This window comes from Streptomyces hokutonensis (genome assembly GCF_042751305.1).
Classification (GTDB): Bacteria; Actinomycetota; Actinomycetes; order Streptomycetales; family Streptomycetaceae; genus Streptomyces; species Streptomyces hokutonensis_A.
Window position 1 is genome coordinate 182,772 of the sequence record NZ_JBHYWD010000006.1, and the last position, 23,079, is coordinate 205,850.

General features: G+C 70.9%; 21 protein-coding genes and 2 pseudogenes. 12 read left to right on the forward strand and 11 right to left on the reverse strand.

The window, feature by feature from the left end:
* Positions 1-15 precede the first annotated feature (15 nt).
* From ACFXC1_RS18345 to ACFXC1_RS18365, 5 genes are all read left to right on the forward strand, one after another.
* On the forward strand, positions 16-3,846 hold the full coding sequence (locus ACFXC1_RS18345; protein ID WP_381243877.1) for a non-ribosomal peptide synthetase family protein: 3,831 nt from the start codon (positions 16-18) through the stop codon (positions 3,844-3,846).
* A gap of 43 nt (positions 3,847-3,889) precedes the next feature.
* Positions 3,890-4,141, forward strand: coding sequence for a tautomerase family protein (locus ACFXC1_RS18350; protein ID WP_381243878.1), 252 nt, complete (start codon positions 3,890-3,892; stop codon positions 4,139-4,141).
* The gene (locus ACFXC1_RS18355) at positions 4,141-5,073 is read left to right on the forward strand and encodes a pseudouridine-5'-phosphate glycosidase (protein WP_381243880.1); all 933 of its coding nucleotides are present in this window, start codon (positions 4,141-4,143) and stop codon (positions 5,071-5,073) included. The genes ACFXC1_RS18350 and ACFXC1_RS18355 overlap by 1 nt, the downstream gene beginning before the upstream one ends.
* A 524-nt stretch (positions 5,074-5,597) precedes the next feature.
* Positions 5,598-6,668 (forward strand): alkene reductase, encoded by a 1,071-nt coding sequence (locus ACFXC1_RS18360; RefSeq protein ID WP_381243882.1) that lies wholly within the window; start codon positions 5,598-5,600, stop codon positions 6,666-6,668.
* Between the two features lie 14 nt (positions 6,669-6,682).
* Entirely contained in the window at positions 6,683-7,648 is a 966-nt protein-coding gene (locus ACFXC1_RS18365) for a ribose-phosphate diphosphokinase (protein ID WP_381244310.1), read from the forward strand.
* Between the two features lie 60 nt (positions 7,649-7,708).
* Here the strand turns inward: ACFXC1_RS18365 and ACFXC1_RS18370 are convergent, their stop codons facing one another.
* Both ACFXC1_RS18370 and ACFXC1_RS18375 read right to left on the reverse strand, forming a co-directional pair.
* Positions 7,709-8,668, reverse strand: a complete 960-nt coding sequence (locus ACFXC1_RS18370; RefSeq protein ID WP_381243884.1) for a bifunctional GNAT family N-acetyltransferase/NUDIX hydrolase — start codon at positions 8,666-8,668, stop codon at positions 7,709-7,711.
* A 9-nt stretch (positions 8,669-8,677) separates the two neighbouring features.
* Complete coding sequence (locus ACFXC1_RS18375; RefSeq protein WP_381243885.1) at positions 8,678-9,001, reverse strand: ATP-binding protein; 324 nt, start codon at positions 8,999-9,001, stop codon at positions 8,678-8,680.
* Between ACFXC1_RS18375 and ACFXC1_RS18380 the strand changes: the two are divergent.
* A pseudogene (locus tag ACFXC1_RS18380) lies at positions 8,982-9,205 on the forward strand (DUF6879 family protein); the annotation flags it as partial. The gene ACFXC1_RS18375 and the pseudogene ACFXC1_RS18380 sit on opposite strands and share 20 nt — an antisense overlap.
* A 31-nt stretch (positions 9,206-9,236) precedes the next feature.
* Here ACFXC1_RS18380 and ACFXC1_RS18385 read toward each other — a convergent pair.
* From ACFXC1_RS18385 to ACFXC1_RS18400, 4 genes and pseudogenes are all read right to left on the reverse strand, one after another.
* Positions 9,237-9,482: pseudogene (locus ACFXC1_RS18385) on the reverse strand (NAD(P)-binding domain-containing protein); the annotation flags it as partial.
* A gap of 50 nt (positions 9,483-9,532) precedes the next feature.
* Positions 9,533-10,210: a DUF4232 domain-containing protein gene (locus ACFXC1_RS18390; protein WP_381243887.1), complete on the reverse strand. Its 678-nt coding sequence runs from the start codon at positions 10,208-10,210 to the stop codon at positions 9,533-9,535.
* 159 nt (positions 10,211-10,369) lie between these two features.
* Positions 10,370-11,632, reverse strand: a complete 1,263-nt coding sequence (locus ACFXC1_RS18395; protein ID WP_381243888.1) for a DUF1266 domain-containing protein — start codon at positions 11,630-11,632, stop codon at positions 10,370-10,372.
* Between the two features lie 167 nt (positions 11,633-11,799).
* Entirely contained in the window at positions 11,800-12,375 is a 576-nt protein-coding gene (locus ACFXC1_RS18400) for a TerD family protein (RefSeq protein ID WP_019072463.1), read from the reverse strand.
* Positions 12,376-12,565: 190 nt separating this feature from the next.
* On the opposite strand from ACFXC1_RS18400, the gene arfB reads away from it, so the two are divergent.
* Complete coding sequence (gene arfB, locus ACFXC1_RS18405; protein WP_381243890.1) at positions 12,566-13,003, forward strand: alternative ribosome rescue aminoacyl-tRNA hydrolase ArfB; 438 nt, start codon at positions 12,566-12,568, stop codon at positions 13,001-13,003.
* An 87-nt stretch (positions 13,004-13,090) separates the two neighbouring features.
* The gene (locus ACFXC1_RS18410) at positions 13,091-13,984 is read left to right on the forward strand and encodes a sigma-70 family RNA polymerase sigma factor (RefSeq protein WP_381243892.1); all 894 of its coding nucleotides are present in this window, start codon (positions 13,091-13,093) and stop codon (positions 13,982-13,984) included.
* A 7-nt stretch (positions 13,985-13,991) separates the two neighbouring features.
* Here ACFXC1_RS18410 and ACFXC1_RS18415 read toward each other — a convergent pair whose 3' ends face one another.
* Together ACFXC1_RS18415 and ACFXC1_RS18420 are read right to left on the reverse strand one after the other, a co-directional pair.
* Positions 13,992-14,483, reverse strand: a complete 492-nt coding sequence (locus ACFXC1_RS18415; RefSeq protein WP_381243893.1) for a GNAT family N-acetyltransferase — start codon at positions 14,481-14,483, stop codon at positions 13,992-13,994.
* Between the two features lie 48 nt (positions 14,484-14,531).
* Positions 14,532-15,104, reverse strand: a complete 573-nt coding sequence (locus ACFXC1_RS18420; RefSeq protein ID WP_381243894.1) for a flavin reductase family protein — start codon at positions 15,102-15,104, stop codon at positions 14,532-14,534.
* A gap of 305 nt (positions 15,105-15,409) precedes the next feature.
* On the opposite strand from ACFXC1_RS18420, the gene cdgB reads away from it, so the two are divergent.
* Together cdgB and ACFXC1_RS18430 are read left to right on the forward strand one after the other, a co-directional pair.
* Positions 15,410-17,068: a diguanylate cyclase CdgB gene (gene cdgB / locus ACFXC1_RS18425; protein ID WP_381243896.1), complete on the forward strand. Its 1,659-nt coding sequence runs from the start codon at positions 15,410-15,412 to the stop codon at positions 17,066-17,068.
* Positions 17,069-17,200: 132 nt separating this feature from the next.
* Positions 17,201-18,166 carry a carbohydrate-binding protein gene (locus ACFXC1_RS18430; protein WP_381244311.1) on the forward strand — a complete coding sequence of 322 codons (966 nt, stop codon included), beginning with the start codon at positions 17,201-17,203 and terminating at the stop codon, positions 18,164-18,166.
* A gap of 16 nt (positions 18,167-18,182) precedes the next feature.
* Here the strand turns inward: ACFXC1_RS18430 and ACFXC1_RS18435 are convergent, their stop codons facing one another.
* The 3 genes from ACFXC1_RS18435 to ACFXC1_RS18445 all read right to left on the reverse strand — a co-directional run bounded on the left by ACFXC1_RS18435 (position 18,183) and on the right by ACFXC1_RS18445 (position 21,394).
* The gene (locus ACFXC1_RS18435) at positions 18,183-19,112 is read right to left on the reverse strand and encodes a 1-phosphofructokinase family hexose kinase (protein WP_381243898.1); all 930 of its coding nucleotides are present in this window, start codon (positions 19,110-19,112) and stop codon (positions 18,183-18,185) included.
* A gap of 126 nt (positions 19,113-19,238) precedes the next feature.
* Positions 19,239-20,450: an N-acetylglucosamine-6-phosphate deacetylase gene (gene nagA, locus ACFXC1_RS18440; RefSeq protein WP_381243900.1), complete on the reverse strand. Its 1,212-nt coding sequence runs from the start codon at positions 20,448-20,450 to the stop codon at positions 19,239-19,241.
* The gene (locus ACFXC1_RS18445) at positions 20,450-21,394 is read right to left on the reverse strand and encodes an ROK family protein (protein ID WP_381243902.1); all 945 of its coding nucleotides are present in this window, start codon (positions 21,392-21,394) and stop codon (positions 20,450-20,452) included. Before ACFXC1_RS18445 ends, nagA begins: the two co-directional genes overlap by 1 nt.
* A gap of 111 nt (positions 21,395-21,505) precedes the next feature.
* On the opposite strand from ACFXC1_RS18445, the gene ACFXC1_RS18450 reads away from it, so the two are divergent.
* A complete protein-coding gene (locus tag ACFXC1_RS18450) occupies positions 21,506-22,774 on the forward strand; it encodes an extracellular solute-binding protein (protein WP_463293626.1) in 1,269 nt (422 codons plus the stop codon).
* 43 nt (positions 22,775-22,817) lie between these two features.
* Entirely contained in the window at positions 22,818-23,069 is a 252-nt protein-coding gene (locus tag ACFXC1_RS18455) for a DUF3263 domain-containing protein (protein WP_381243906.1), read from the forward strand.
* Positions 23,070-23,079 lie beyond the last annotated feature (10 nt).

Genomic DNA, 23,079 nt, shown 5'->3' on the forward strand with positions numbered 1-23,079 from the left:
GGGATCCGACACCGCATGAACACCCAGCCACCGATAACCGGCGTGTTCTCCAAGCCCGCGTCGCTGCGCGGCCTGCTCACCCACCAGGCCCGACTGCGTCCCGACGACATCGCCCTCACCACCTCCGAAGGCGATGTCACCTTCCGCCAACTCACGGACGGCGCCGACCGGTTCGGCGCCCATCTGGCCGCGCTCGGCGTCACACCGGACACCTGCGTCGGCCTCTACGCCGAGCCGTCCGCCGACCTGATGACCGGCGTGTGGGGCATCCTCGCCGCCGGCGCCGCCTATCTGCCGCTCTCGCCCGACTACCCCGAAGCCCGGCTCCGGTACATGGTCGAGAACTCCGGGGCCCAAGTCGTCGTCACCCAGCCCCACTTGCGCGAACGCGCCCTCGCCCTCGTCCCCGGGGGCACCACCGTCGTCACCCTCGCCGACGCCACCGGGCAGCCGACGGCACCGCTGCCGGAGTCGCGGGGCGACCAACTCGCCTACGTCATCTACACCTCGGGCAGCACCGGCAGGCCCAAGGGCGTGATGATCGAGCAGCGCAGCATCGTCTCCCAGCTGCGCTGGCTGGCCGACTGCGGGCACCTCGGCCCCGGGGCGTCGATCCTGCAGAAGACGCCGATGAGCTTCGACGCCGCGCAGTGGGAGATCCTGGCCAGCGCCGTCGGCGCCCGGGTCGTGATGGGCGGCCCGGGGCTCTTCCGGGACCCCGAGGCCATCATCACGATGATCTGCGAGCACCGGGTGACCGCGCTCCAGGGCGTGCCCACCCTGCTCCAGGCGCTCGTCGACACCGAGGAGCTGACCGCCTGCACCTCGCTGACCCGGCTCTTCTCCGGCGGCGAGGCCCTGACCGCCACGCTCGCCAAGGACCTGTTCACGGCGCTGCCCGCGGTGTCCCTGGTCAACCTCTACGGGCCGACCGAGACCACGATCAACGCCACCTCGCACTGGGTCGACCCGGACGTCCTCGACGAGGCGTCCGCCGGGATCCTGCCGGTCGGGGTCCCGGCCGACCACGTGACCTGCTACATCCTCGACGAGAACCGACAGCCGGTCGACATCGGCGAGAGCGGCGAACTGTTCATCGGCGGGGTCCAGTTGGCCCGCGGCTACATCGGCCTGCCCGAGATCACCGCCCAGCGGTTCGTCACCTCGCCGTTCAACCCGACCGAGCGCCTGTACCGCACCGGCGACCTGTGCATGTGGAACGCGGACGGCACCATCCAGTTCACCGGCCGCACCGACAACCAGGTCAAACTGCGCGGCTACCGCGTGGAGTTGGAGGAGGTTGCCTCCCGCATCGAGGAGCACACCTGGGTACGGCGCGCCGCCGCGGTCGTCACCGACGATCCGCGCACCGGGAGCAAGTCCCTCGTGGCGGCGGTGGAGTTGAACGAGCGGACCGCCGCGGTGATGGACCAGGGCCGCAGCGACGCCGCCCATCACCAGTCGAAGGCGTCGAAGCTCCAGGTGAAGGCACAGCTCTCGGACCCGGGGGTGCGGAGCCGGGACGAGCTGACCGGTCGTCAAGTCGTCGCGCTGCCCGGCGAGTCGGCCACCGCGGAGCAGCGCCGGGAGACGTTCGCCCGCAAGACCTACCGGTTCTACGACGGCGGTCCCGTCACCGCCGACGATGTCCTGGCCCTCCTCGCCCCCCGCCCCCGTACACCGGTCGAACCCCGCGCACTCACCCGGCTCACCCTGGAGGAGTTCGGCCAACTCCTGCGCTGGTTCGGCCCGTTCCGCAGCGCGGAGCGGTTGCTGCCGAAGTACGCCTACGCCTCACCGGGCGCCCTGTACGCCACCCAGACGTACCTGGAGATCGACGGCCTGTTCGGGCTGTCCGGCGTCTACTACCACCACCCCGCCGACCACACCCTCGTCCGCGTCGGCGACCTCGGCGAGCAACTCACCGGTCCTGTACTGCGGGTGCACTTCCTGGGCCGTACGCGGGCGATCGAACCCGTCTACAAGAACAACATCGTGGAGGTGCTGGAGTTCGAGGCCGGCCACATGGTCGGTGTCTTCGAGGAGATCCTGCCCGGGTACGGCCTGACCATCGGCCCCGTCGGCTACGACCCCGGCGTCACGGCACGGCTCGACGCCGCCGAGGGCGACCGCTACCTCGGCACCTTCGAGATCACCGCCGACCACGGCAGGCCGCGCCCGGACCAGGTGGAGCTGTTCGTGCAGGCGCACGGCGACCGGGTGGCGGGGCTGGGGGAGGGCCTGTACCGGTACCGGGACGGGCAGTTGGACCGGATCGGCACGGAGACGGTCGAGCGGCGCCATGTCATCGCCATCAACCAGGGCGTGTACGACCGGGCCGCGTTCGGCATCAGCGCCGTCTCCCGGGCTGGCCAGGACTGGCAGCGCTACCTCGTGCTGGGCACGCTGCTGCACCGCCTCCAGCGCGTCCCGGGGATGGGCCTGATGTCCTCCGGCTACTCCTCGAAGACGGGCAACCCGCTGCCGGCCGCCCGCCGCCTGGACGAACTGCTCGCCGCCGCCGGGGTCCCGGCCGCCGAGGCCTCGTACTTCTTCGTCGGCGGCCGGATCAGCGCCGGGCAGGCCGCGCACGAGGGGATGAGCGAGGACGCCGTACACACCAAGGGCCCGGCGGAGATGATCCGTGACGACCTCGCGCGGTTCCTGCCGGACTACATGATCCCGGCCCGCGTGGTGGTGGTGAACGAACTGCCGCTCACCGCGAACGGGAAGATCGACGCCAAGGCCGCGGCCCGGCTGCCGGAGGTGACCGCGCAGCGCACCGCGACGGCGTACGTGGCACCCGCGACGGCGACCGAACGGTGGCTGGCCGCCGAGTGGGGCCGGATGCTGAAGTACGACGACGTCTCCACCCAGGACGAGTTCTTCGCCTCGGGCGGGAACTCCCTGCACGCCGTGGCGCTCGTCAACCGGATCAACCGCGAGTTCGACACCTCTCTCCCGCTCCAGGTCGTCTTCGAGTCGCCGAGGCTGGCCGAGCTCGCCGCCCGTGTCGACGACGGCACCCCCGGGCGCGCCTCCCGCCTGGTGCCGCTGCACACCGCGGGCGCCGAGTCCCCGGTGTACTGCTGGCCCGGTCTCGGCGGCTACCCCATGAACCTGCGGCTGCTCGCCCAGGGCGTGGACCTGGACCGTCCGGTGACCGGTGTCCAGGCCCACGGGATCAACCCGGGCGAGGTGCCCCACGGCTCCATCCGGGAGATGGCCATGGCGGACGTGGCGGAGATCCGCCGGGTCCAGCCGTCCGGGCCGTACACGCTGTGGGGGTACTCCTTCGGCGCCCGGGTGGCCTTCGAGGCGGCCTGGCAGCTGGAGCAGTTCGGCGAGAAGGTCGAGAACCTGCTGCTGATCTGCCCTGGCAACCCCGAGGTGCGTACGGAGGACGGCCGGCGGTGGGGCCGCGAGGCCTCGTTCGCCAACCCGGCCTACGTCGCCATCCTGTTCTCCGTCTTCGCGGGCACCGCGCACGGACCGGTCGTGCAGGCGTGCCTGCGGGAGGTCACGGATGAGGACTCCTTCGTGTCCTTCGTCCACGACAGGCTCCCCGCACTCGATGAAGGAACGATTCTTCGCATCACCCGGATCGTCGCCGCGACCTACGAGTTCGAGTACAGCTTCCGCGAGCTCCGGGAGCGCCGGATCGAGGCGCCGGTCACGGTCTTCAAGGCCCGCGGCGACGACTACTCCTTCCTCGAGAACAGCTCCGGATACTCCGCGAAGCCGCCCACCGTCGTCGATCTCGACGGCGACCACTACGGGGTGCTGAAGAAGCACGGGGTGGGCGAACTCATCGGCCGGATACGGCAAGTGACGGTCCGTCAGTAATTGTCGGAGTCGTCAGCAGCTGTCGTAGGAAAGGAACGCGGTCGTGCCGCACATCAGCATCAAGCACTTCCCCCGCACGTTCACCGAGGCCGAGAAGGCCGACCTGGTCGCCGCGCTGACCGAGACCGTCACCCGGGTCTTCGGCACGGACGCGGGAGCGGTGTCCCTCGCCGTGGAGCCCGTCGAGCCCGCGCTGTGGACGGAGCGTGTCCACCGGCCCGAGATCGAGGCCAGGTCCCACCTGCTGTGGAAGCAGCCGAACTACTCCAAGCCCCTCCCGACCGAAGGAATTTGATGACCGCCCGTATCCCGATCGTCCACTCCGAAGAGGTCCGCGAGGCCCTGCACGAGGGCCGGCCGGTCGTCGCGCTGGAGTCCAACGTCATCACCCACGGCCTGAAGTACCCGCAGAACGCGGAGACCGCGTACGAGGTCGAGGCCGCCGTCCGCAAGGGCGGCTCCGTGCCGGCGACCATCTGCGTCGAGGACGGCGCGATCAGGGTCGGCATGACCGAGCAGGACATCGAACGGTTCGCGTCCCAGTCCGGAATCCCCAAGGTCTCCAGCCGCGATCTGCCAGTGGTGCTCGCCCGCCGCGGCCCGGGCGCGACCACCGTCGCGTCCTCGCTGGTCGCCGCCGAACTCGCCGGGATCCCGTTCTTCGCCTCCGCCGGCCTCGGAGGTGTCCACCGGGGCGCCGGGACCACGATGGACATCTCCTCGGACCTGATCCAGCTCACCCGCTCCAAGGTCGCGGTCGTCTGCGCCGGCGCGAAGATGATCCTCGACCTGAAGCTGACCATGGAGTACCTGGAGACGCAGTGCGTCCCGGTGATCTCCCACGGCTCCGACGACTTCCCCGCGTTCTACTGCGCCTCCAGCGGCGTCCGCTCCCCGCACCGGATCGACGACGAGGACCTCATCGCCGAGGTCGTCGCCACCCACTGGGCCACCGGCCACCCCGGCGGGATCGTCCTCACCACACCGCCCCGGGCCGAGGACGCGGTCGACCCCGCCGAGGCCGAGGCCGCCATCCAGGACGCCCTGGCCCGCGCCGAGTCGGACGGCGTCACCGGCCAGGGCCTCACCAAGTACCTGATGCACGCGGTCGACCGGGCCACCGGCGGCCGCACCGCGCAGGCCAACATGGCCGTCCTCATCTCCACGGCAGAGGTGGGCGGACGGCTGGCGGCGGCTTACGCGCGCCGCTTGGCGGCCAGGTCCTGAGGCCGTGTCACCGGTCGGCGCGGCCTGGCCGTGGCTACTCGCTGGGGGTGCCGGCCGGTCACGGTCACCCGCCTGGGTTGCCGGTCGGCTGTGGCTGCTCGCTTGTGGTCGCCCGTGCCTGCGGCTTACGCGCGCCGCTTGGCGGCCAGGTCCTGAGGCTGTGTCACCGGTCGGTGCGGCCTGGCCGTGGCTACTCGCTGGGGGTGCCGGCCGGTCACGGTCACCGGCCTGGGTTGCCGGTCGGCTGTGGCTGCTCGCTTGTGGTCGCCCGTGCCTGCGGCTTACGCGCGCCGCTTGGCGGCCAGGTCCTGAGGCCGTGTCACCGGTTGGCGCGGCCTGGCCGTGGCCAACCGCCCGGGTTGCCGACCGGCCGTGGCTATCTGCTCGCGGTCGCCCGCCGGCTGCGGCCACCTGCACGGACTGCCTGTCCGCAGCCACTCACCCGTGCCGCCCGTCCACGACTACCCGCCCGCGTCACCGCAGGCATTCACCCGCTCCACCCACTTCACCCGCAAAGGACGACCATGACCTCGCTGTTCGACGCCGTGACCTTCGGCAAGATCGCTCTCGGCAACCGGCTCGTGATGGCCCCCATGACCCGCAACCGTGCCAAGTCCTGTGGCGGGGCGACCGAGTTGATGGCCGAGTACTACGCCCAGCGCGCCTCGGCCGGGCTCATCGTCACGGAGGGCACCCAGCCCTCCCAGGTCGGCCAGGGCTTCCTCAACACCCCCGGACTGCACCACCCCGAACAGGTCAGGACCTGGCGCACCGTCACCGACGCCGTGCACGCGGCGGGCGGCCGGATCGTCGTACAGCTGATGCACTCGGGGCGGATCGGCCACCCGTCGCTGTACGACAGCGCCCACCGGTCCGTCGCCCCCTCGGCGGTGGCCGCCGGCGGGCAGTGCTTCACGCCGTCCGGAATGCAGGAGTACCCGGTTCCGCACGAGCTCACGGCCGACGAAATCGCCGCCACCGTACGGGACTTCGCGGACGCCGCGCGCAACGCGGTCGAGGCCGGCTTCGACGGCGTCCAGGTCCACGCGGGCAACGGCTTCCTGCTGCACCAGTTCCTCGCCGCCAACACCAACCACCGCACCGACGGCTACGGCGGCTCCGTCGCGAACCGTATCCGCCTCACGGTGGAGGTCACCGAGGCGGTCGCCGCGGCGATCGGCAACGAGCGCACCAGCGTGCGCCTCTCGCCCGCCAACACCTACAACGACATCGCGGAGGGCGACACCGAGGCCCTGTACGCGGCCCTCGTCCCGGCCCTCCCGGAGCTGGCCTTCCTGGAGGTCTGCGAGATCGTCGCCCGCCCCGTCACCCGGCTCGTGCGCGAACTGTGGGCGGGCAACCTGGTGGTGAACCCGCACGCCACCGGCGACTCCTTCCCCGCCTCGGTGGACGCGGCCCAGCAGGTCCTCGACGAGGGACTGGCCGACGCGGTCTCGCTCGGCGCCCTGTTCCTGGCCAACCCCGACCTGCCCGCCCGCATCAAGGCCGGCGGCCCCTTCACCGCGCCCGACGAGTCGACGTACTACGGCGGCGACCACCGGGGCTACACCGACTACCCGGCGCTCGGCCAGTGAGTTCCCCGAGTTCCCTGGTCCGTGGCGCCCGGCGGGAACTGCTCCTCTTCTCCGGCCGGGCCCACCCCGAACTCGCCGACCGGATCGCCCGGGAACTGGGCACCGGCCTGGTCCCGGCCCAGGCGCGGGACTTCGCCAACGGCGAGATCTACGTCCGCTTCGAGCAGTCGGTGCGCGGCGCGGACTGCTTCGTCGTCCAGTCCCACACGGCACCGATCAACACGTGGATCATGGAACAGCTCATCATGATCGACGCGCTGAAACGGGCCTCTGCCCGCAGCGTCACGGTCGTGGCCCCGTTCTACGGCTACTCGCGGCAGGACAAGAAACACAAGGGCCGTGAGCCGATCTCGGCGCGGCTGGTGGCCGATCTCCTCACCGCCGCAGGCGCCGACCGGGTCATCACGATCGATCTGCACACCGACCAGATCGTGGGCTTCTTCGACGGCCCGGTCGACCACCTCTTCGCGCTGCCCACGCTCGCGGACCACATCGCCGCGGGCACCGACCGCGACCGCCTCACGGTGGTGTCACCGGACGCCGGCCGGGTACGGGTCGCCGACCGCTGGTGCGACCGGCTCGGGGCGCCCCTGGCGATCGTCCACAAGAAGCGCGACAAGGACATCGCCCACCAGGTCAGCGTCCACGAGGTGGTCGGCGAGGTGGCCGGGCGGGTCTGCGTGCTGGTGGACGACATGGTCGACACGGCGGGCACGATCTGCGCGGCGGCCGACGCGCTGTACGCGAGCGGTGCCGAGGACGTCATCGTCGCGGCCACCCACGGCATCCTCTCCGGCCCCGCCGTGGACCGCCTGAAGAACTCCCGCGTCACCCGCTTCGTCTTCACCGACACCCTCCCGACCGCCGCGTCGACCGGCCTCGACAAGGTCGAGGTCCTCTCCGTCGCCCCGCTGATCGCCCACGCGATCCGCGAGATCTTCGAGAACGGCTCGGTGACGAGCCTGATGGACGAGCTGTAGGGGAAGCGAAGCGTCGCCGTTGACCGGGCCGCCCTCCCCGAACGAGGAGAGCGGCCCGTGTCATGCCTGCGGACCCTGTCCCTCCAACTCGTCGAGCAGCCGCGCAAGTTCAGGCGGCCACATGGTCTCCGTCGCCCCGCGCAGCTCCTCCCGTGTCCACCATCGCCAGGTGAGGATGCCGTCTTCGGCGTGGGCGGCGGCGAGGTGGGGGCCGGTGGGTTCTCGGTGGGGGCCGTGGGTGACGTAGATGGTGTCGTGCTGGCGGACGGGGATGTCGCCGTGGGTGAAGTCGTGTTCCCAGCTGTGCAGCAGAGGGCCGGGCTCCAGGTCGGTCCAGCCGGTCTCCTCCGTCAGCTCCCGCAGGGCTGCCTCGCGCGGGGTCTCGTTCCCCTCGATCCCTCCGCCGGGCAGGGACCAGTGGATGCCGATCTCGACGTTGTCGTAGCGGAAGAGGAAGACGGATCCGTCCGGGTCGAGCACGGCGACGCGGGCGGCGCGCCGGGGTGTCCGCAGCTCCTTGCGCAACACGGCGCAGGGGCGGCCGAGTTGGCGGTCCCGGCGTTGGTCGATGACGTCGTAGCCGAGGGCGGTCCAGAAGGCGAGGCCGTCGGGATTGTTGTCGAGGACGGCGAGGCGTACGGCGGTTCGGCCGGCCGCGCGGAAGCGGTCCTCGACCAGGGACGCCAACTCCCGCCCGTGTCCCTGCTGTTGCTGTGCGGCGTCGATCATCAGCAGGCCGATCCAGGGATCGTCGTCGCCCGGATCCGGATGCCGCCCGAGGGTGATCGCGATCCCGACGAGCCGCCCCGCACTACGGGCGAGCAGGACTTCCGTGTTCGGATCGGCCAACTCGTCCGCCAGCGCGGTCGCCACCTGCTCGGGCCGGATGTCCTCCGGGTCCGGGAAGTCGCCGCTGAGGGCGTGGAACGCGTGGTTGGAGGCGTAGAGGGCGGCGAGTTCGGTCAGCAGCTCACCGGGCAGCGCACCGGCCTCGGTCGACGTGAGCGGTTCGAGGAACATGGGGGCACGCTAGCCGCCGGGGGCTCCGCCGAGCTCGAACCAGATCTGTTTGGCCGGGGTGCCGTGCGCGGCGGCGCTCCGCCGTACGCCCCAGTCCCGGGCGAGGTCGGTGAGCAGGAGCAGGCCCCGACCGTTCTCGTCGTACGCGTCGCCGGGTTTCTGGTGGGGGTCGGCGTCGAATGCGTCGTCGTAGACCGAGACGCGTAAGAGGTCGTGGCGCAGGACGACTTCGAGGCGTACGGCCAGGGAGTCGGTGTGCAGATTGACGTTCGTGACGATCTCGGAGACGAGGAGGCGGGCGGTGTCGGCGTGGTGGGGGTATCGGAAGAACATGTCGGGGGCGAAGAGTTCTTCATCCTCGACGTCACCGACAGGCCCAACCCGCTGGTGAACGTGCCGGATTTCTGGCTCTTCGACTCCGAGTCGGTGGCCACGATGGACTACGACACAACCGGAAAGTTCCTCGGCGCGGAGGGCCTGCCACCGGAACGCGCGGCAGAACTCGCCCGGCTGCTGGGGCGTTGCTCGTCATATTGATCCACACCGCCCCAGGGGCCAGGGCCGCGAACACGGCATCCGGAAGAGCTGCCGCCGCCTCGTCGGGTCCGGGAACCACGGTGACCAGGACGTCCGCCTCGGCCGCGGCCGCCGTGACGGACGGCGCCCAGTCCGCGCCCAACGAGCGCACCGCTTCTTCCCGTTCGGGACGCAGATCGGAAACGGTCACCGCGTGACCCGCCGAATCGAAGCGTCCGCACAGAGGTGTCCCCATTCGGCCGGCACCGACGAGGGCTACGCGCGAGGGCAAGGGCACAGGAACACCGCCACGCAGTAGTTGTGTCTGTCGTTTCCCTCCGGCGGGCTTCAGCTGCCCACAGGGCCGGTGTACGTGCCCGGATGCGTGGCGCCGTCCTGGAGCAGGACGCTGCCGCCCGGCCAGGTCAGGGTGGCCGAGGTGGTCTCGTTCGGCGGGGTGACGACGACGGACGTGGCCTTGAACTCGGTGCCGCTGCCCTGGGTCCACGGCAGGAAGGTGATGGTGAACGTCGCGCTGCTGCCGGCGGCCAGGGTGACCTTCTGGGGCGTTGCACTGCTGCGGGTCAGTGACCAGCTTCCCCCGGAGGACTTCAGGTCGACCCCGGGGAAGCCCTGGATGGTGCACGCGGCGGACGTCTTGTTCTTCAGTACCACGGCCAGGTGCTGCTGGTCGTCCGAGCTGCTGACCTTGCCGTCGCCGGAGCCGAACGAGAAGCCCAGCCCGGCGGTGTGGCAACGGCTTGCGCCGGTGCCGTCACCGCTGCCGCTGCCGCTGCCGGTGCTGGTGCCCGTACCGCCGCCGGTGCTGCCCCCCGCTTCCTTGGTGGCACCCGCGTTCTCGGCCGTGGCCGTGGCGCCGTCGGCCGCGGTGGCCGAGGACGAGGAAGCCGGTGCGGACGACTTGTCGCCCGAGGCGTCGTCGCCGCTGCCGTTCCCGCAGGCGGTGAGCGTCAGGGCGAGCGCGGACGTGGCGGCGAGTGCCGTGGCGGCGTGGAGCAGACGCATCGTGGTGCTTCTCCGTTGGATAAGGGGCGCCGACGAGCGCCGTGTTGATCACCACAGTAGGTGTGCATTTTCAACAGACCTGTAACCGAGGTGTTCTGACGTCGCATCAGGCTCCGGGGCGCGCCCGAACTGCCGTGCCCCGTCCGGGAATGGCCCCGCTTACCGGAACGGAATGTTCAGCCAAGGACTCCCCGGATCCGACGTCAGGATCCGGTGTGCGGCGACCATGTCCTGGTACCACGGGCCGAACTCCTCCTCGTCGAAGTGGAGGCAGCGGCCGAGGATGTAGCCGGCCGAGAAGTCGGTCCAGGAGCGGTGGGCGAGGGTGGCGGCGCGGCCCGCGCGGATCAGGGCCGACTCGGTTTCCGCCAGGGTGCAGAAGCGGGCGCCGAGGCCCCAGCGGGCCATCTTCGAGGCGCGGCCCAGGTCCCAGGCCTCGACGGAGGTGACATGGCGGTTCTCGTCGAGGATGCCGTCGGCCCGCATCCGGGCCTCGTAGCGGGTGATGCGGCCGATGAGGCGTTGGACGCCCTCGATGCGGGCCTCGGTCTCCGAGGCGGGGCGGGGGTCCGTTTTCGTGACGCCGTCCTCGGTGATGACCGTGGAGCCCTCGGAGTCGGCGCGGATGACGGTGGCTACGGCCTGCCGCCAGTAGCCGGTGTCGACGTGGCCGCCGAAGTCACGGGCGATGGTGCGGCGCAGGCTCAGCGCGAACTCCCATACGGAGCTGGAGGCTTCGCGGGCCAGCAGGTTGCGCAGATGGTGCTGCCACTCGGCGCGGGTGGTGATGCCCCACCACTCGCGCAGCCGCCGGCGTTCCCCGTCGTAGCCGCTGCCGTGCCAGGCCGGCGCGTTCCACAGGGAGCCGTTGCTGACGCAGAGGAGGGCTCCGCAGGCCAGGCCGTGGGCGACGGGGCCGTGCAGCGCGCCGCCCACGTGCAGGGCGCGCAGCCGCATGCCACTTACGGGCGTGCCTGTGTGTTCGGCCGCGCGTGACCAGTCCGTCGTGCCCGGGGGGCCGTAGGGGAGGGCGAGTTCGCAGGGGGTGCCGGGGTTGATGACGAGGGTGGGCGGGCACTGCGGGTTCCAGGCGTCGGCTATCCAGCGGAGCGAGGCGCGCGAGTAGACCATGTCGGGGCGCGGTGCGGGGAGCATGCCGTCGGTGAAGAGTTCCCAGTGCCTGGTGCCGCGCCGGACGTCGCGGATGAACACGCGGTGGACGCGGTCGGGTTGGGCGTCGTAGGCCTCGCGGGACATCTCGTAGTAGAGGTGGGTCCGGGCGAGTACGTCGTAATACGCGGACCGGTCGCCGCGCGCCCTGGCCTCGGTGAGGGCCCGCTCGGTCTCGGTCGGCGGGGTCCAGGCGGGCGGACCGGCGGGCGGGGGCGGCCCGAAACCGGCGGAGGGCGGTCCGAACGACATGGGTGCTCTGTCCTTCCAGGTCCAGCCGCTGCTGACCCCGGCACACTCCCACATGGGACTGAGACGCCCCTGTGGACCCCCGAAAACGCCGTTCTCCGTGCCCGAGGCCCCCGGCCGCGGTCACGCGGTCAGGGGCCTCGCACAGCGCACTGCGGGCGGGTCGTCCGTCAGACGTTGACGCCGAAGTCCTGGGCGATGCCGACCAGGCCCGAGGCGTAACCCTGGCCCACCGCGCGGAACTTCCACTCCGCGCCGTTGCGGTACAGCTCGCCGAAGACCATGGCCGTCTCCGTCGCCGCGTCCTCGGAGAGGTCGTAGCGGGCGATCTCGGCGCCGCCGGCCTGGTTCACGATGCGGATGTACGCGTTGCGGACCTGGCCGAAGTTCTGCGAGCGGGTCTCCGCGTCGTAGATCGAGACCGGGAAGACGATCTTGTCGATGTCGGCCGGGAGGCCGGCCAGGTTGACGTTGATCGCCTCGTCGTCGCCCGCGCCCTCGCCGGTGCGGTTGTCGCCGGTGTGGACGATGGTCTGGTCCGGCGTCGACTTGTTGTTGAAGAAGATGAAGTGGCCCTCCGAGTACACCTTGCCCTCGGGGTTGACCGCGATCGCGGAGGCGTCGAGGTCGAAGTCCGTGCCGGTGGTGGTGCGGACGTCCCAGCCGAGGCCTACGGTGACGGCGGTCAGGCCCGGGGCCTCCTTGGTGAGCGAGACGTTGCCACCCTTGGACAGGCTTACAGCCATTGTTGGGAGTCCTTCCCTCGTTGCGGTGCGGGCTTCGTACTGAGGACGAAGCTACCGGTACCTCTATGAACGCCAAGAGGGGTATCGAAGGTTCCACGTGGCTTTACTTTCTTTACCCGGGGCGTCAGCTCGACGTCCGCTCGATGTCCGGCCGTATTTCGCGTGACGTGGACGGGACAGCTGAGCGACCATGGGGGACATGTCCGGTCCCTATGCCATCCGCGGCTCCGTCTCCCTGCCCGAGGCCGAGCTCATGTGGCGTTTCTCGCGGTCGTCAGGGCCGGGCGGGCAGCACGTCAACACCAGCGACTCCCAGGTGGAGCTGCGCTTCGACCTGGCGAAGACCGAGTCCTTGCCCGAGGTGTGGAAGGCCCGCGCGCTGGAGCGCCTCGCGTCGCGGCTCGTCGACGGCGTCGTCACCGTACGGTCCTCCGAGCACCGCTCCCAGTGGCGCAACCGCGAGACCGCCGCCGTACGCCTCGCGGCGCTGCTCGCCGAGGCCACCGCGCCGCCGCCGAAGCCGCGCAGGCCCACCCGGATTCCCCGGGGTATCAACGAGCGCCGGCTGCGCGAGAAGAAGGCGCGCTCCGACACCAAGCGGGGGCGGACCGGGCGCGACTGGGGGTAGTCCCCGGTTCCCGCCGCCGCTTGTCACATCCCCGGCCCGTGCTCCGTCGTAGCAGTGACGACGGACCGCGACGAGGAGTGTTCACCCGTGGGCGACTTCGAATTCCCCCGACAATTCCCACAATTCCCACAGTTCCCACGACGACAGGACGGTGAATTCCTCGCCGCCCGATTCGAATCCCACCGCCCCCGCCTGCACGCCGTCGCCCACCGCATGCTCGGCTCGGCCGCCGAGGCCGACGACGCCGTGCAGGAGGCCTGGTTCCGGCTGAGCCGTGCGGACGCGGACAAGGTGGAGAACCTCGGGGGCTGGCTCACCACCGTCGTCGGCCGGGTCTGCCTCGACATGCTGCGCTCCCGCAAGTCCCGCGCCGAGGAACCCCTCGACGCCGGTACGCCCGTCCCGGCCACCGCGCCCGGCCCCGAACAGGACGCCCTCCTCGCCGATTCCGTGGGCGTCGCGCTGCTCGTCGTCCTGGAGACCCTCACGCCCGCCGAACGGCTCGCGTTCGTGCTGCACGACCTGTTCGCGGTGCCGTTCGAGGAGATCGCGTCCGTCGTCGGCCGTACGCCCACGGCGGCACGGCAGTTGGCGAGCCGGGCCCGGCGCCGGGTGCAGGGCGCTCCCACCCCGGACGCGGATCTCGTACGGCAACGGGCGGTCGCCGACGCCTTCCTGGCCGCCGTGCGCGAGGGCGACTTCGACGCGCTGGTGAAGGTGCTCGACCCGGACGTCGTCGCCCGCTCCGAGGGCGCCGTGACCGCGGGTGCCGCCGCCGTGGCGACCGGTGCGACAAGCTTCGCGCGCTTCGCCGCCCTCGCACGGCCCGCCCTGGTGGACGGCGCCACCGGCATCGCCCTGATCGTCGACGGGCGCCCTGAGCGCACCCTGACCTTCACCTTCGTCGGCGACCGCATCGCCGTGATCGACATCGTGACGGAGCCGGAGAAGGTCGCGCTGCTGGACGTACGGCTGGTCTGAGGCGCGGCTACGACAGCTCCAGCACGCCCACCGTCTCGCCCTCGCTCAACTCGCCGTTGGGCCGGAAACCCAGCCCCAGATAGAAGTTCGCCGGCCCGGCCGTGCCCTCGTGCCAGGTGACGTAGAGCTCCTTGCCGCCCCGGCGGCGGATCTCGGCGGCGACGGACTCCACGGCGAACCGGCCGTAGCCGCGCCCCTGTTGGTCCGCCGCGATGTTCAGACGCCACAGGCCGGAACGGATGACGGTGCCGTCCAGCTTCCAGTCGATGTCGAAGAAGGCCATGAGGAAGCCGACGGGGCGGTCCTGGTCGACGATCAGGCGGGGCCAGGCGGTGCCGGGGTGGACGTAGGCCTCGGCGAGGGATTTCACGACGGGGGAGACCGCGAATTCCTGGTCGGGGCGGACCCGGATGCCCAGGGCGGCGTCGATGTTGCCGCGGGTGATCTCTTCGAGGCGGGGCCCGGGTCCGGGTCCGGGTCCGGTGGTGATCGTCGTCATAGGTGCACGGTAGGCGGACCGCTCACCGGTGGGCGAGCGAATTCACGGTCACCCCAACTGCCGGTACCTGCCCCGGAAATAGGTCAGCGGGCCGCCGTCCGTGCTGGTCGCCTCCGCCGTGAGCACGCGGCCGATGACCAGCGTGTGGTCCCCGGCCAGCACCCGTTGCTCCGTACGGCATTCGAGGGTCGCGAGGGCGCCGCGCACCATGGGAGCGCCGGACGCCTCCCCGTGGACGTAGGGGATGTCGTCGAAGAGCAGCCGGTCGCTGATGCGGCCCTTCATGGCGAAGCGGCCGGCGATGTGGCGCTGGCTCTCGGAGAGGACGGACACGGCCCACAGGGGCTGTTCGTCGAGCAGGTCGTCCATGCGGGAGCCGTTGCGGAGGCTGACCAGGACCAGCGGCGGGTCCAGGGAGACCGACATGAAGGCGGTCGCGGTCATGCCGACGTCCTCGCCGACCGGCGCCTGCGGGTCGTCCGGGTCGTACGGCTCCTCGTGCGCGGTCACCAGGACCACGCCCGCGGCCAGCCGGGCGAGGGCGGCGCGGAACTCGTCGTTGCTCACCCCCACAGCATGCCCGGAGGGGACGGACTCGGTGATCGACGCGGTGTTCAGCACGCCGGGAACGCTAATCTCCGAGTGCCGCGCACCGCATCGGACTTCGGTCGCAACAGGGTCCTAGGACCAATGACCCACGCGGCGGAACATCGTCGTGCATCATGTCCACACACCCACAAAGTTTGCGTTCAGTAAACGCACAGGTAAAACGCAGAAACTCCACTCAATTGTTCATCTTCCGCTGTGACTTGAGTCACAAGGGGTAGTAATTGTTGACCCTGTGTACCGAGTGGGCAGCGCGCTGTGATTCAGTGGCGGGGAAGAAGACCCTTGATTCGCTGCGAGGTCTCGGGGGGAGGGCGAGTATGGAGACCGAGTCGGAACCCTACGTCCGTCTTGAGAACCTGCGGCAACTGCATACGGTCATGGCGGACATGAACACCGCCCGCAGCCTGGCGGACACCCTGCAGACCGTCGCCGACGGCGTGGTCAAAGGCCTTGGGTACGAGCTGGCATGCGTCAACCTCGTACGCCCCGACGGCGACCTGGTCGTCGCCGCCTTCTCCGGCAACTCCGCCGCCGAGGCACTTATCACCGGCCGGGTCGGCTCCCGCGCCTCCTGGGAGCGCCGCCTCGGCATGGGCGAGGACTGGGGCGACCTGCGGTTCATACCGCACACCGAGGGCTGGGTCCTCGACGAGGACGACGTGCCGCAGTGGTACACGGACGGCCCCGCGCCCCGCTTCGAGGACGAGTGGCACCCCTCCGACCGCCTCTTCGCGCCCATGTACACGCCCGGTGTCTCCGGCGGCTCGTGCGGCGAACTGATCGGCGTCCTGTCCGTGGACCGCCCGCGCAACGGCCGCCGGCCCGGCGCGTGGGGTCGCGAAGCGCTCCAGATGTACGCCTTCCAGGCCGCCATCGCGATCAGCAACGCGCGTCTACGTGCGAATATGCAACGCGCACTTGTCAGACTCGAACGCGAGCAACAGGCCCTGCGCGCAAGCGAGGAGAGCTTCCGCCAGGCCTTCGAGTACGCCCCCTCCGGCATGGCGATAGCCGAGATGGGCGGCGACCAGCACGGCCGAATACTCCGCAGCAACGACGCCCTGTGCCGCCTCCTGGGCCGCCCCGCCTCCGCGATGCGCCGCTACTCCTTCTCGGACCTCGTCCACCCCGAGGACATAGGCACCCTGCTGAGAACCTCGGCGGAGGGCGGACGCGCGGAACTCCGGCTGGGCCGCCGGGACGGCACCTACGTCTGGGTCTCGCTCCGCAACTCCGTCGTCGCCGACGCCGCCGACGGGCCGCGCTTCCTCCTCTCCCACGTCGAGGACATAGAGGACCGCAAGCGTCGCGAGCTCCAGCTCGCCCACCGCGCCGCGCACGACGCGCTCACCGGCCTGCCGAACTCGGCCGAGCTGCGCACCCGCCTCTCCGCCCGGCTCTGCCAGCGCCCGACCTCCGCGTTCCCCGGCGAGGTCGAGTCCCTCGACGCCGCCTACGGACACCCGGCCTACGACGCGAACGGCCACGGCTTCGACTACCCCCCGGGCGCCGACCTCCTCGACGCCTACGACCACCACGTCCACACCATCGCCCCCGAGGGCGAGCGCGACGACGGCACCAAGGGGCTCGCGGTCCTCTTCTGCGACCTTGACGGCTTCAAGTCGATCAACGACCGGTTCGGGCACAACGCGGGCGACGCGGTCCTCATCGAGGTCGCCCGCCGGCTCGGCCGGGCCGTGCGCGACGGCGACACGGTGGCCCGGCTCGGCGGCGACGAGTTCGTCGTCCTCGCCGACGGCCTCGGCAAGGCCGACGCCGCCGACCTCGCCGTACGCCTGCGGAACGAGATCATCCAGCCCATCCGGGTCGACGGCCGGGCCATGCGGGTCGGGGCCAGCTTCGGCATCGGGTGGGCCCACTGCGGCATGACGGCGGACGAGGTGTTGAAGTCCGCCGACGAACGGATGTACATCGAGAAACGATCTCGTCCCAAACAGCACAGACGCGCGGGATGATCTCCAGGTCAGCGTTGTGATGCGGTCCGAGTCACCCGTTTGGAGCACGCAGAGCGGGTAGGCTCGCACTTCACCAGACGTATGAAGCTGACGTATCTGATCCGCCCCGCACCTGTTGAGGAGTACCTAGGGATGACGCCCGGCAACAACGGCGCGAGCACGCCCGAGGACGACGACCCGTTCGGCTACCTGTACGCCGACGGCCAGGCCAACGGCGCCCAGCCGCCGTCCGGAGGTGGTGGCTACGGCTACCCGGGCTCCGTCAACCGGGTGCGCGCGGTCGGCGAGCGCCAGTACGGCGGCCAGCCCGCCGCCGCCCCCACCGCCCAGTACCAGCAGCCGTACGGCCAGACCGTCCCACAGCAGCAGACCTACGGCGCCCAGCCGAACGCCGCCTACCAGGCCCCGGAGGCCTTCGGCGCCCCGCCCACCCAGCAGCCCCCGTCCTACGACGGCGGCCGAGGCGGCGGCCGTGGCCGCGGCCCCAACACCAAGGGCCTGCTGATCGGCGCGATCGCGGTCGTCGCCGCGGTGGTCATCGGCATCAGCGTGGCGATGATGAACGGCAACGGCGACAGCAAGACGGGCAACCAGGCGGGCAACACGCCTTCGGCTTCGCAGAGCGCTTCGTCGAGTCCGTCGGCGAGCAGCAGCGCGTCGGACGCGGCGGAGACGCAGAAGGTCGACGTCAAGGCGCTGAAGCTGGACGGCGGGACCACCACGGCCTCGGACGTCGACGGCGCGAAGGCCGCGGGCGGCGTCTACGTGTCGGGCTTCAACCAGGTCGGCGCGTCCATCACCTGGACGGTGAACGGCATCACCAAGCCCGGCAAGTACACGCTGAACGTCAACTACGGCGTGCCCGGCAAGGACGCCAACGCCACGCTCACGGTCAACGGCACGGCCCAGAACCGTCCGCTCAACTTGAGCAACTTCGCCAGGGCCGCGGAGGGTGACTACGAAAAGGGCTGGACCAACACCTGGGGGAACATCACCCTCAACAAGGGCACCAACACCATCAAGGTCTCCTGCGAGCAGGGCAACCAGTGCGACGTCAACTTCGACCAGTTCTACCTGGAACCGGGCTGGAAGAAGTAGCCCCGAGCAGTCGGCCCTAGGCCGCGCTGGCATCCCCCGTCACCGCGACCCGCCCCAGCAGCTCCTCGTACGCCGCCCGGTCGAACTCGCCCGCCACCGGCGCCAGTACGGTCGCCGCGGACAGGGCGACCGCGCGGGCCAGCCGGTCCGGCCAGGGCAGGCGGTCGACCAGGCCCGACAGGAGGCCCGCGACCGCTGAGTCGCCCGCGCCGGTCGGGTTGCCGTGTATCCGCGCCGGAGGCGTCGCGTGCCAGGTGCCCTCCGGGGTTGCCGCGAGGAGGCCCCGCACGCCCAGGGAGGCGACCACCGTGCGGGCGCCCCGGCGTCGTGCGTCCTGGGTGGCGCGCAACGGGTCGTGGGAGCCGGTGAGTTCGGCCAGTTCGTCGGTGTTGGGCTTGAGGATGTCGGGGCGGGCGGCGACTCCGCGGCGGAGGGGTTCGCCGCTGGTGTCCAGCAATACCGGGACGCCGGCCGCCCGGGCCGTGCGGATCAGGCCCGCGTACGCGCCCACCGGAACCCCCGGCGGCAGACTCCCGCACAGGGCCACCGCCGACATCCCGCCCAGCAACCCCTCGTACGCCTCTTGGAACGCCGTCCACTCCGCCGGAGTGACCGTCGGACCGGGCTCGTTGAGTTGAGTCGTGTCACCGGTCAGTTCGTCGACGATCGCCGTCGTGCGGCGAGTGGCTCCGGAGACCGGGACCAGCGCGTCCAACACCCCCGGCGTAGCGGCGAGTTGTTCCTGTACGACCCTCCCGGTGGCGCCGCCCGTGAACCCGGTCACCGTCACCTCGTGGCCGAGGGCGGCCAGCACCCGGGCCACGTTCAGCCCCTTGCCGCCCGGCCGCTCGGTCACCTCGGAGACGCGGTGGGTGCCGTGCGGCCGCAACTCCCGTACCCGATAGGTGATGTCGAGCGCGGTGTTCAGTGTGACCGTGAGAATCACCGGGCCGACCTCCCCCGAAGATCGCATGACTGCGCTTGCTCTGTGTTCCGGAGGCTCGATGATGTCAAACGGGAGGCGGTCCTCCCAGTCCCCCGGGACAACCGCCGCCGTCAACCGCGTCACATATCAGCCCAGTTGGGGCTCGACCACCCAAGTACCGCGCCGCATCACGCCCTTGAGATCGAAGTCGGAGTCCAGCAGCACCAGGTCGGCGTACTTGCCGGGCTCCAGCGAGCCGATCTCGTCGTAACTCCCCAGCAGCTTCGCCGGGTTGGCCGAGATCGCGGCGACCACGTCCTCGACCGGCAGCCGGTCGACCGTCACCGCACGCTTGAAGGCCCGGTCCAGGGTCAGCGTCGACCCCGCGATCGAACCGCCCTCCACCAGCCGCGCCACACCCTCGCTCACCTCGACCTCCAACGGGCCGAGCATGTACCGGCCGTCGCCGAAGCCCGCCGCGTCCATCGCGTCCGTGATGAACGCCACCCGGCCCGCGCCCGCGTGATGGAACGCCAACTCCAGGGACGCCGGGTGCAGATGCGTACCGTCGTTGATCAACTCGACGGTGACGCGCTCGTCTTCGAGCAGCGCCGCGATCGGCCCGGGCTCGCGGTGACCGAGCTGCGGCATCGCGTTGAACAGATGCGTGGCCACCGTCGCGCCCGCGTCGATCGCCTCCACCGTCTGCTCGTACGACGCGTCCGTGTGCCCGATCGCCGCGATGACGCCGTGTTCCACGAGCAGCCGTACGGAGTCGAGCCCGCCCGGGAGTTCGGTCGCGAGCGTGACCATCCTGGCGCTGCCGCGCGCCGCGTCGACCAGCTTGCGCACGTCCGCCGGGTCCGGCTCGCGCAGCAGCGCCTCGGAGTGCGCGCCCTTGCGGCACGGGGAGATGAACGGGCCCTCGAAGTGGATGCCGGCGAGGTCGCCCTGTTCGGCGAGTTCGGAGAGGAGGCCGGCGCGGTGGGTCAGGAAGTCCATCTCGCCGGTGACGGTGGAGGCGACGAGGGTCGTCGTGCCGTGCAGGCGGTGGGTGTGGATGCCCTTGAGGACGTCGTCCACGGTGCCGGAGGTGAAGGAGGCTCCGCCGCCGCCGTGGTTGTGGATGTCTACGAAGCCGGGCACCAGCCAGTGGCCGGTGACGTCGATGACCTGGGCGTTGTCGGGCGCCGCGCCGGTGATCTTCGTGCCGTCCACGATGACTCGGCCGCCGCGCACGATGCCCGTGGGGAGGACCACGTTGGCGCCGGACAGGATCAGGGGCGCATTGGCCGTCGCGGAGTGCGGGCTCGTCGTGGCTGGTCGCGCAGTTCCCCGCGCCCCTGGGTGGGTTGGCATTAGGGGGTTACCTCCATGCGGTCGGTTGTGGTCAGGAGGTCCCAGGCCAGGAGGCCGGCACCGAGGCATCCCGCGGTGTCCCCGAGGGCGGCGGGGACGATCGTCGGCGGCTTCTGGAAGGTGATCCGGGCCCGGACCGCCTCCCGCAGTGGTGTGAACAACGTTTCCCCCGCCTCCGCCAGGCCGCCACCGATGATGATCGTGCGGGGGTCCAGGAGGGTGAGGGCGGTGAGCAGGCCGTCGGCGAGGGCGTCGACGGCTTCCTGCCAGACCTTTTCCGCGCGAGGGTCCCCGGACGCGACCGCCTTCGCGCAGTCCGCCGCGTCCGCGTCAGGGTCGGCGGAAACGGCCGCCCACGCCTCCGTCACCGCCGCCGCCGACGCGTACCGCTCCAGGCAGCCGGTCTGGCCGCAGGGGCAGGGTGCGCCGCCGGGTCGTACGACGATGTGGCCGATCTCGCCCGCGAAGCCGTGGGCGCCCGCCTCCACCCGGCCGTCGATGCCGATGGCGCCCGCTATGCCGGTGCCCAGCGGCACGAACAGGAAGCGGTCGGCCCCCTTGCCCGCGCCGATCCGGCCCTCGGCGAGGCCGCCGGTGCGGACGTCGTGGCCGAGGGCGACCGGGACACCGCCGAGCCGGGCAGCGAGCAGATCGCGCAGGGGTACGTCGCGCCAGCCGAGGTTGGCCGAGTAGGCGGCGATGCCCCGCTCGGCGTCGACGATGCCGGGGACGGCGACTCCGGCGGCGGACGCGGGCTCGCCGTAGTGCTGCTCGCCGTACGCGCGCAGTTCGGCGGCGAAGCCGAGGATGTGCTCGACGACCGCGTCCGGTCCGCGCTCGCGGCCGGTCGCCCGGCGGGCCCGGTGCAGCAGCTCGCCGTCGGCCCCCACGAGGGCGGCCTTCATCCCGGTGCCGCCCACGTCGAGGGCGATGACATGTCTCACGGGGGACAGTGTGGCCCGTCTACCCGCGAGAGGTCTAGTCCACTTACGTGGTGTAGACCTTATGGGTTCGCGGAGCGAACGTCACGACAGCAAAGCTTTGGGGAGTCAGCAGTGCAGCGGCGCAGGACAGGAATGATCGCGGCGATGTCCGTACTGGGCATGACGACGGTCCTCGGCGGCTGCGGCCTCGGCGGGGACTCGGGTGACGTCACCCTGAGACTCGTCGCCGCCGACTACGGCGACTCGGCGTCCAACAGTTCGCGGAAGTACTGGGACGCGCTCGTCAAGGCGTACGAGGCCAAGCACCCCGGTGTGAAGGTCGACGTCGGCGTGTACTCGTGGAACGAGGTCGACGCCAAGGTGAGGGCCATGGTCGACGCGGGGAAGGCTCCGGACATGGCGCAGATCGGTGCGTACGCCGACTACGCGGACGAGGGCAGGCTGTACTCCACCGCCGACCTGCTCTCCATCCCCGTGGAGGCGGACTTCCTGGAGCCGCTCGCGGACGCGGGGAATGTCGATCACATCCAGTACGGCATGCCCTTCGCCGCGTCTACGCGCGTCCTCTTCTACAACAAGACCCTCTTCACCGAGGCCGGCCTGACCCCGCCCAAGAACTGGAGTGAGCTGGCGGCGGACGCGGAGGCCCTGAAGGAGCGGGGTGTGAAGTACCCGTTCGCGCTCCCGCTCGGGTCCGAGGAGGCGCAGGCCGAGACCATGCAGTGGCTGCTCGGCGGGGGCGGCGGCTACACCGACGAACTCGGCAGCAGCTACACCCTCGACTCCGCGGAGAACATCTCCACCTTCACCTGGCTGCGCGACAACCTCGTCGGCAAGGGGCTGACCGGACCCGTCGCACCCGCCGAACTCAACCGCGCGGACGCGTTCGCCGCCTTCGCCGACGGAGACGTAGGCATGCTGAACGGACACCCCACGCTCATCCAGCAGGCGGCCAAGAAGGGCGTCAGGTTCGGTACGGTCGCGATGCCGGGGCGCACCGGCAAGGCCAAGACCACGATGGGTGTCGCCGACTGGATGACCGCGTTCAAGCAGAACGGTCACCGCGACCAGATCGGCGACTTCCTCGACTACGTCTACAGCGAGAAGAACGTCCTCGCCTTCTCCCGCGAGTACGACCTGCTGCCGGTGACGACCTCCGCGTCGAAGGTGATGGAGGCGTCGAAGGAGGACCAGGACCTCCGCCCGTTCCTGGAGGAGCTCCCGCTCTCCACGCTCTACCCGGTCGGCAACACCTCCTGGGCCACGGTCAGCGCCGACATCAAGAAGCGCATAGGGCGGGCGGTCGCCGCGAACGGCAGCCCCGGCGCGGTGCTGGGGCAGCTGCAGGCGGCGGCGACGCTGGCGGAGAGCGGCAAGTAGGCGACTGGGGCCGTTGTCAGTGGCGGGCGTTACGGTGCAGGGCATGGACAAGGACCGGCCCTCGCGGCTTCCTCCCCTCCACCGGAGGGAACAGGACATCCTCGCGCTGGAGCGCCGCGGCTTCCCGGGCCCCGGCGCGAAGGAGCGTGCGATACGCGAGGAGCTGGGCCTGGCCCCCGTGCGCTACTACCAGCTGCTCAACGCCCTGCTGGACGACGAGCGGGCGCTCGCCCACGACCCGGTGACGGTGAACAGACTGCGACGGGTCCGTGAGACGCGGCGTTCGGAGAGGTGAGGGTCCGGCC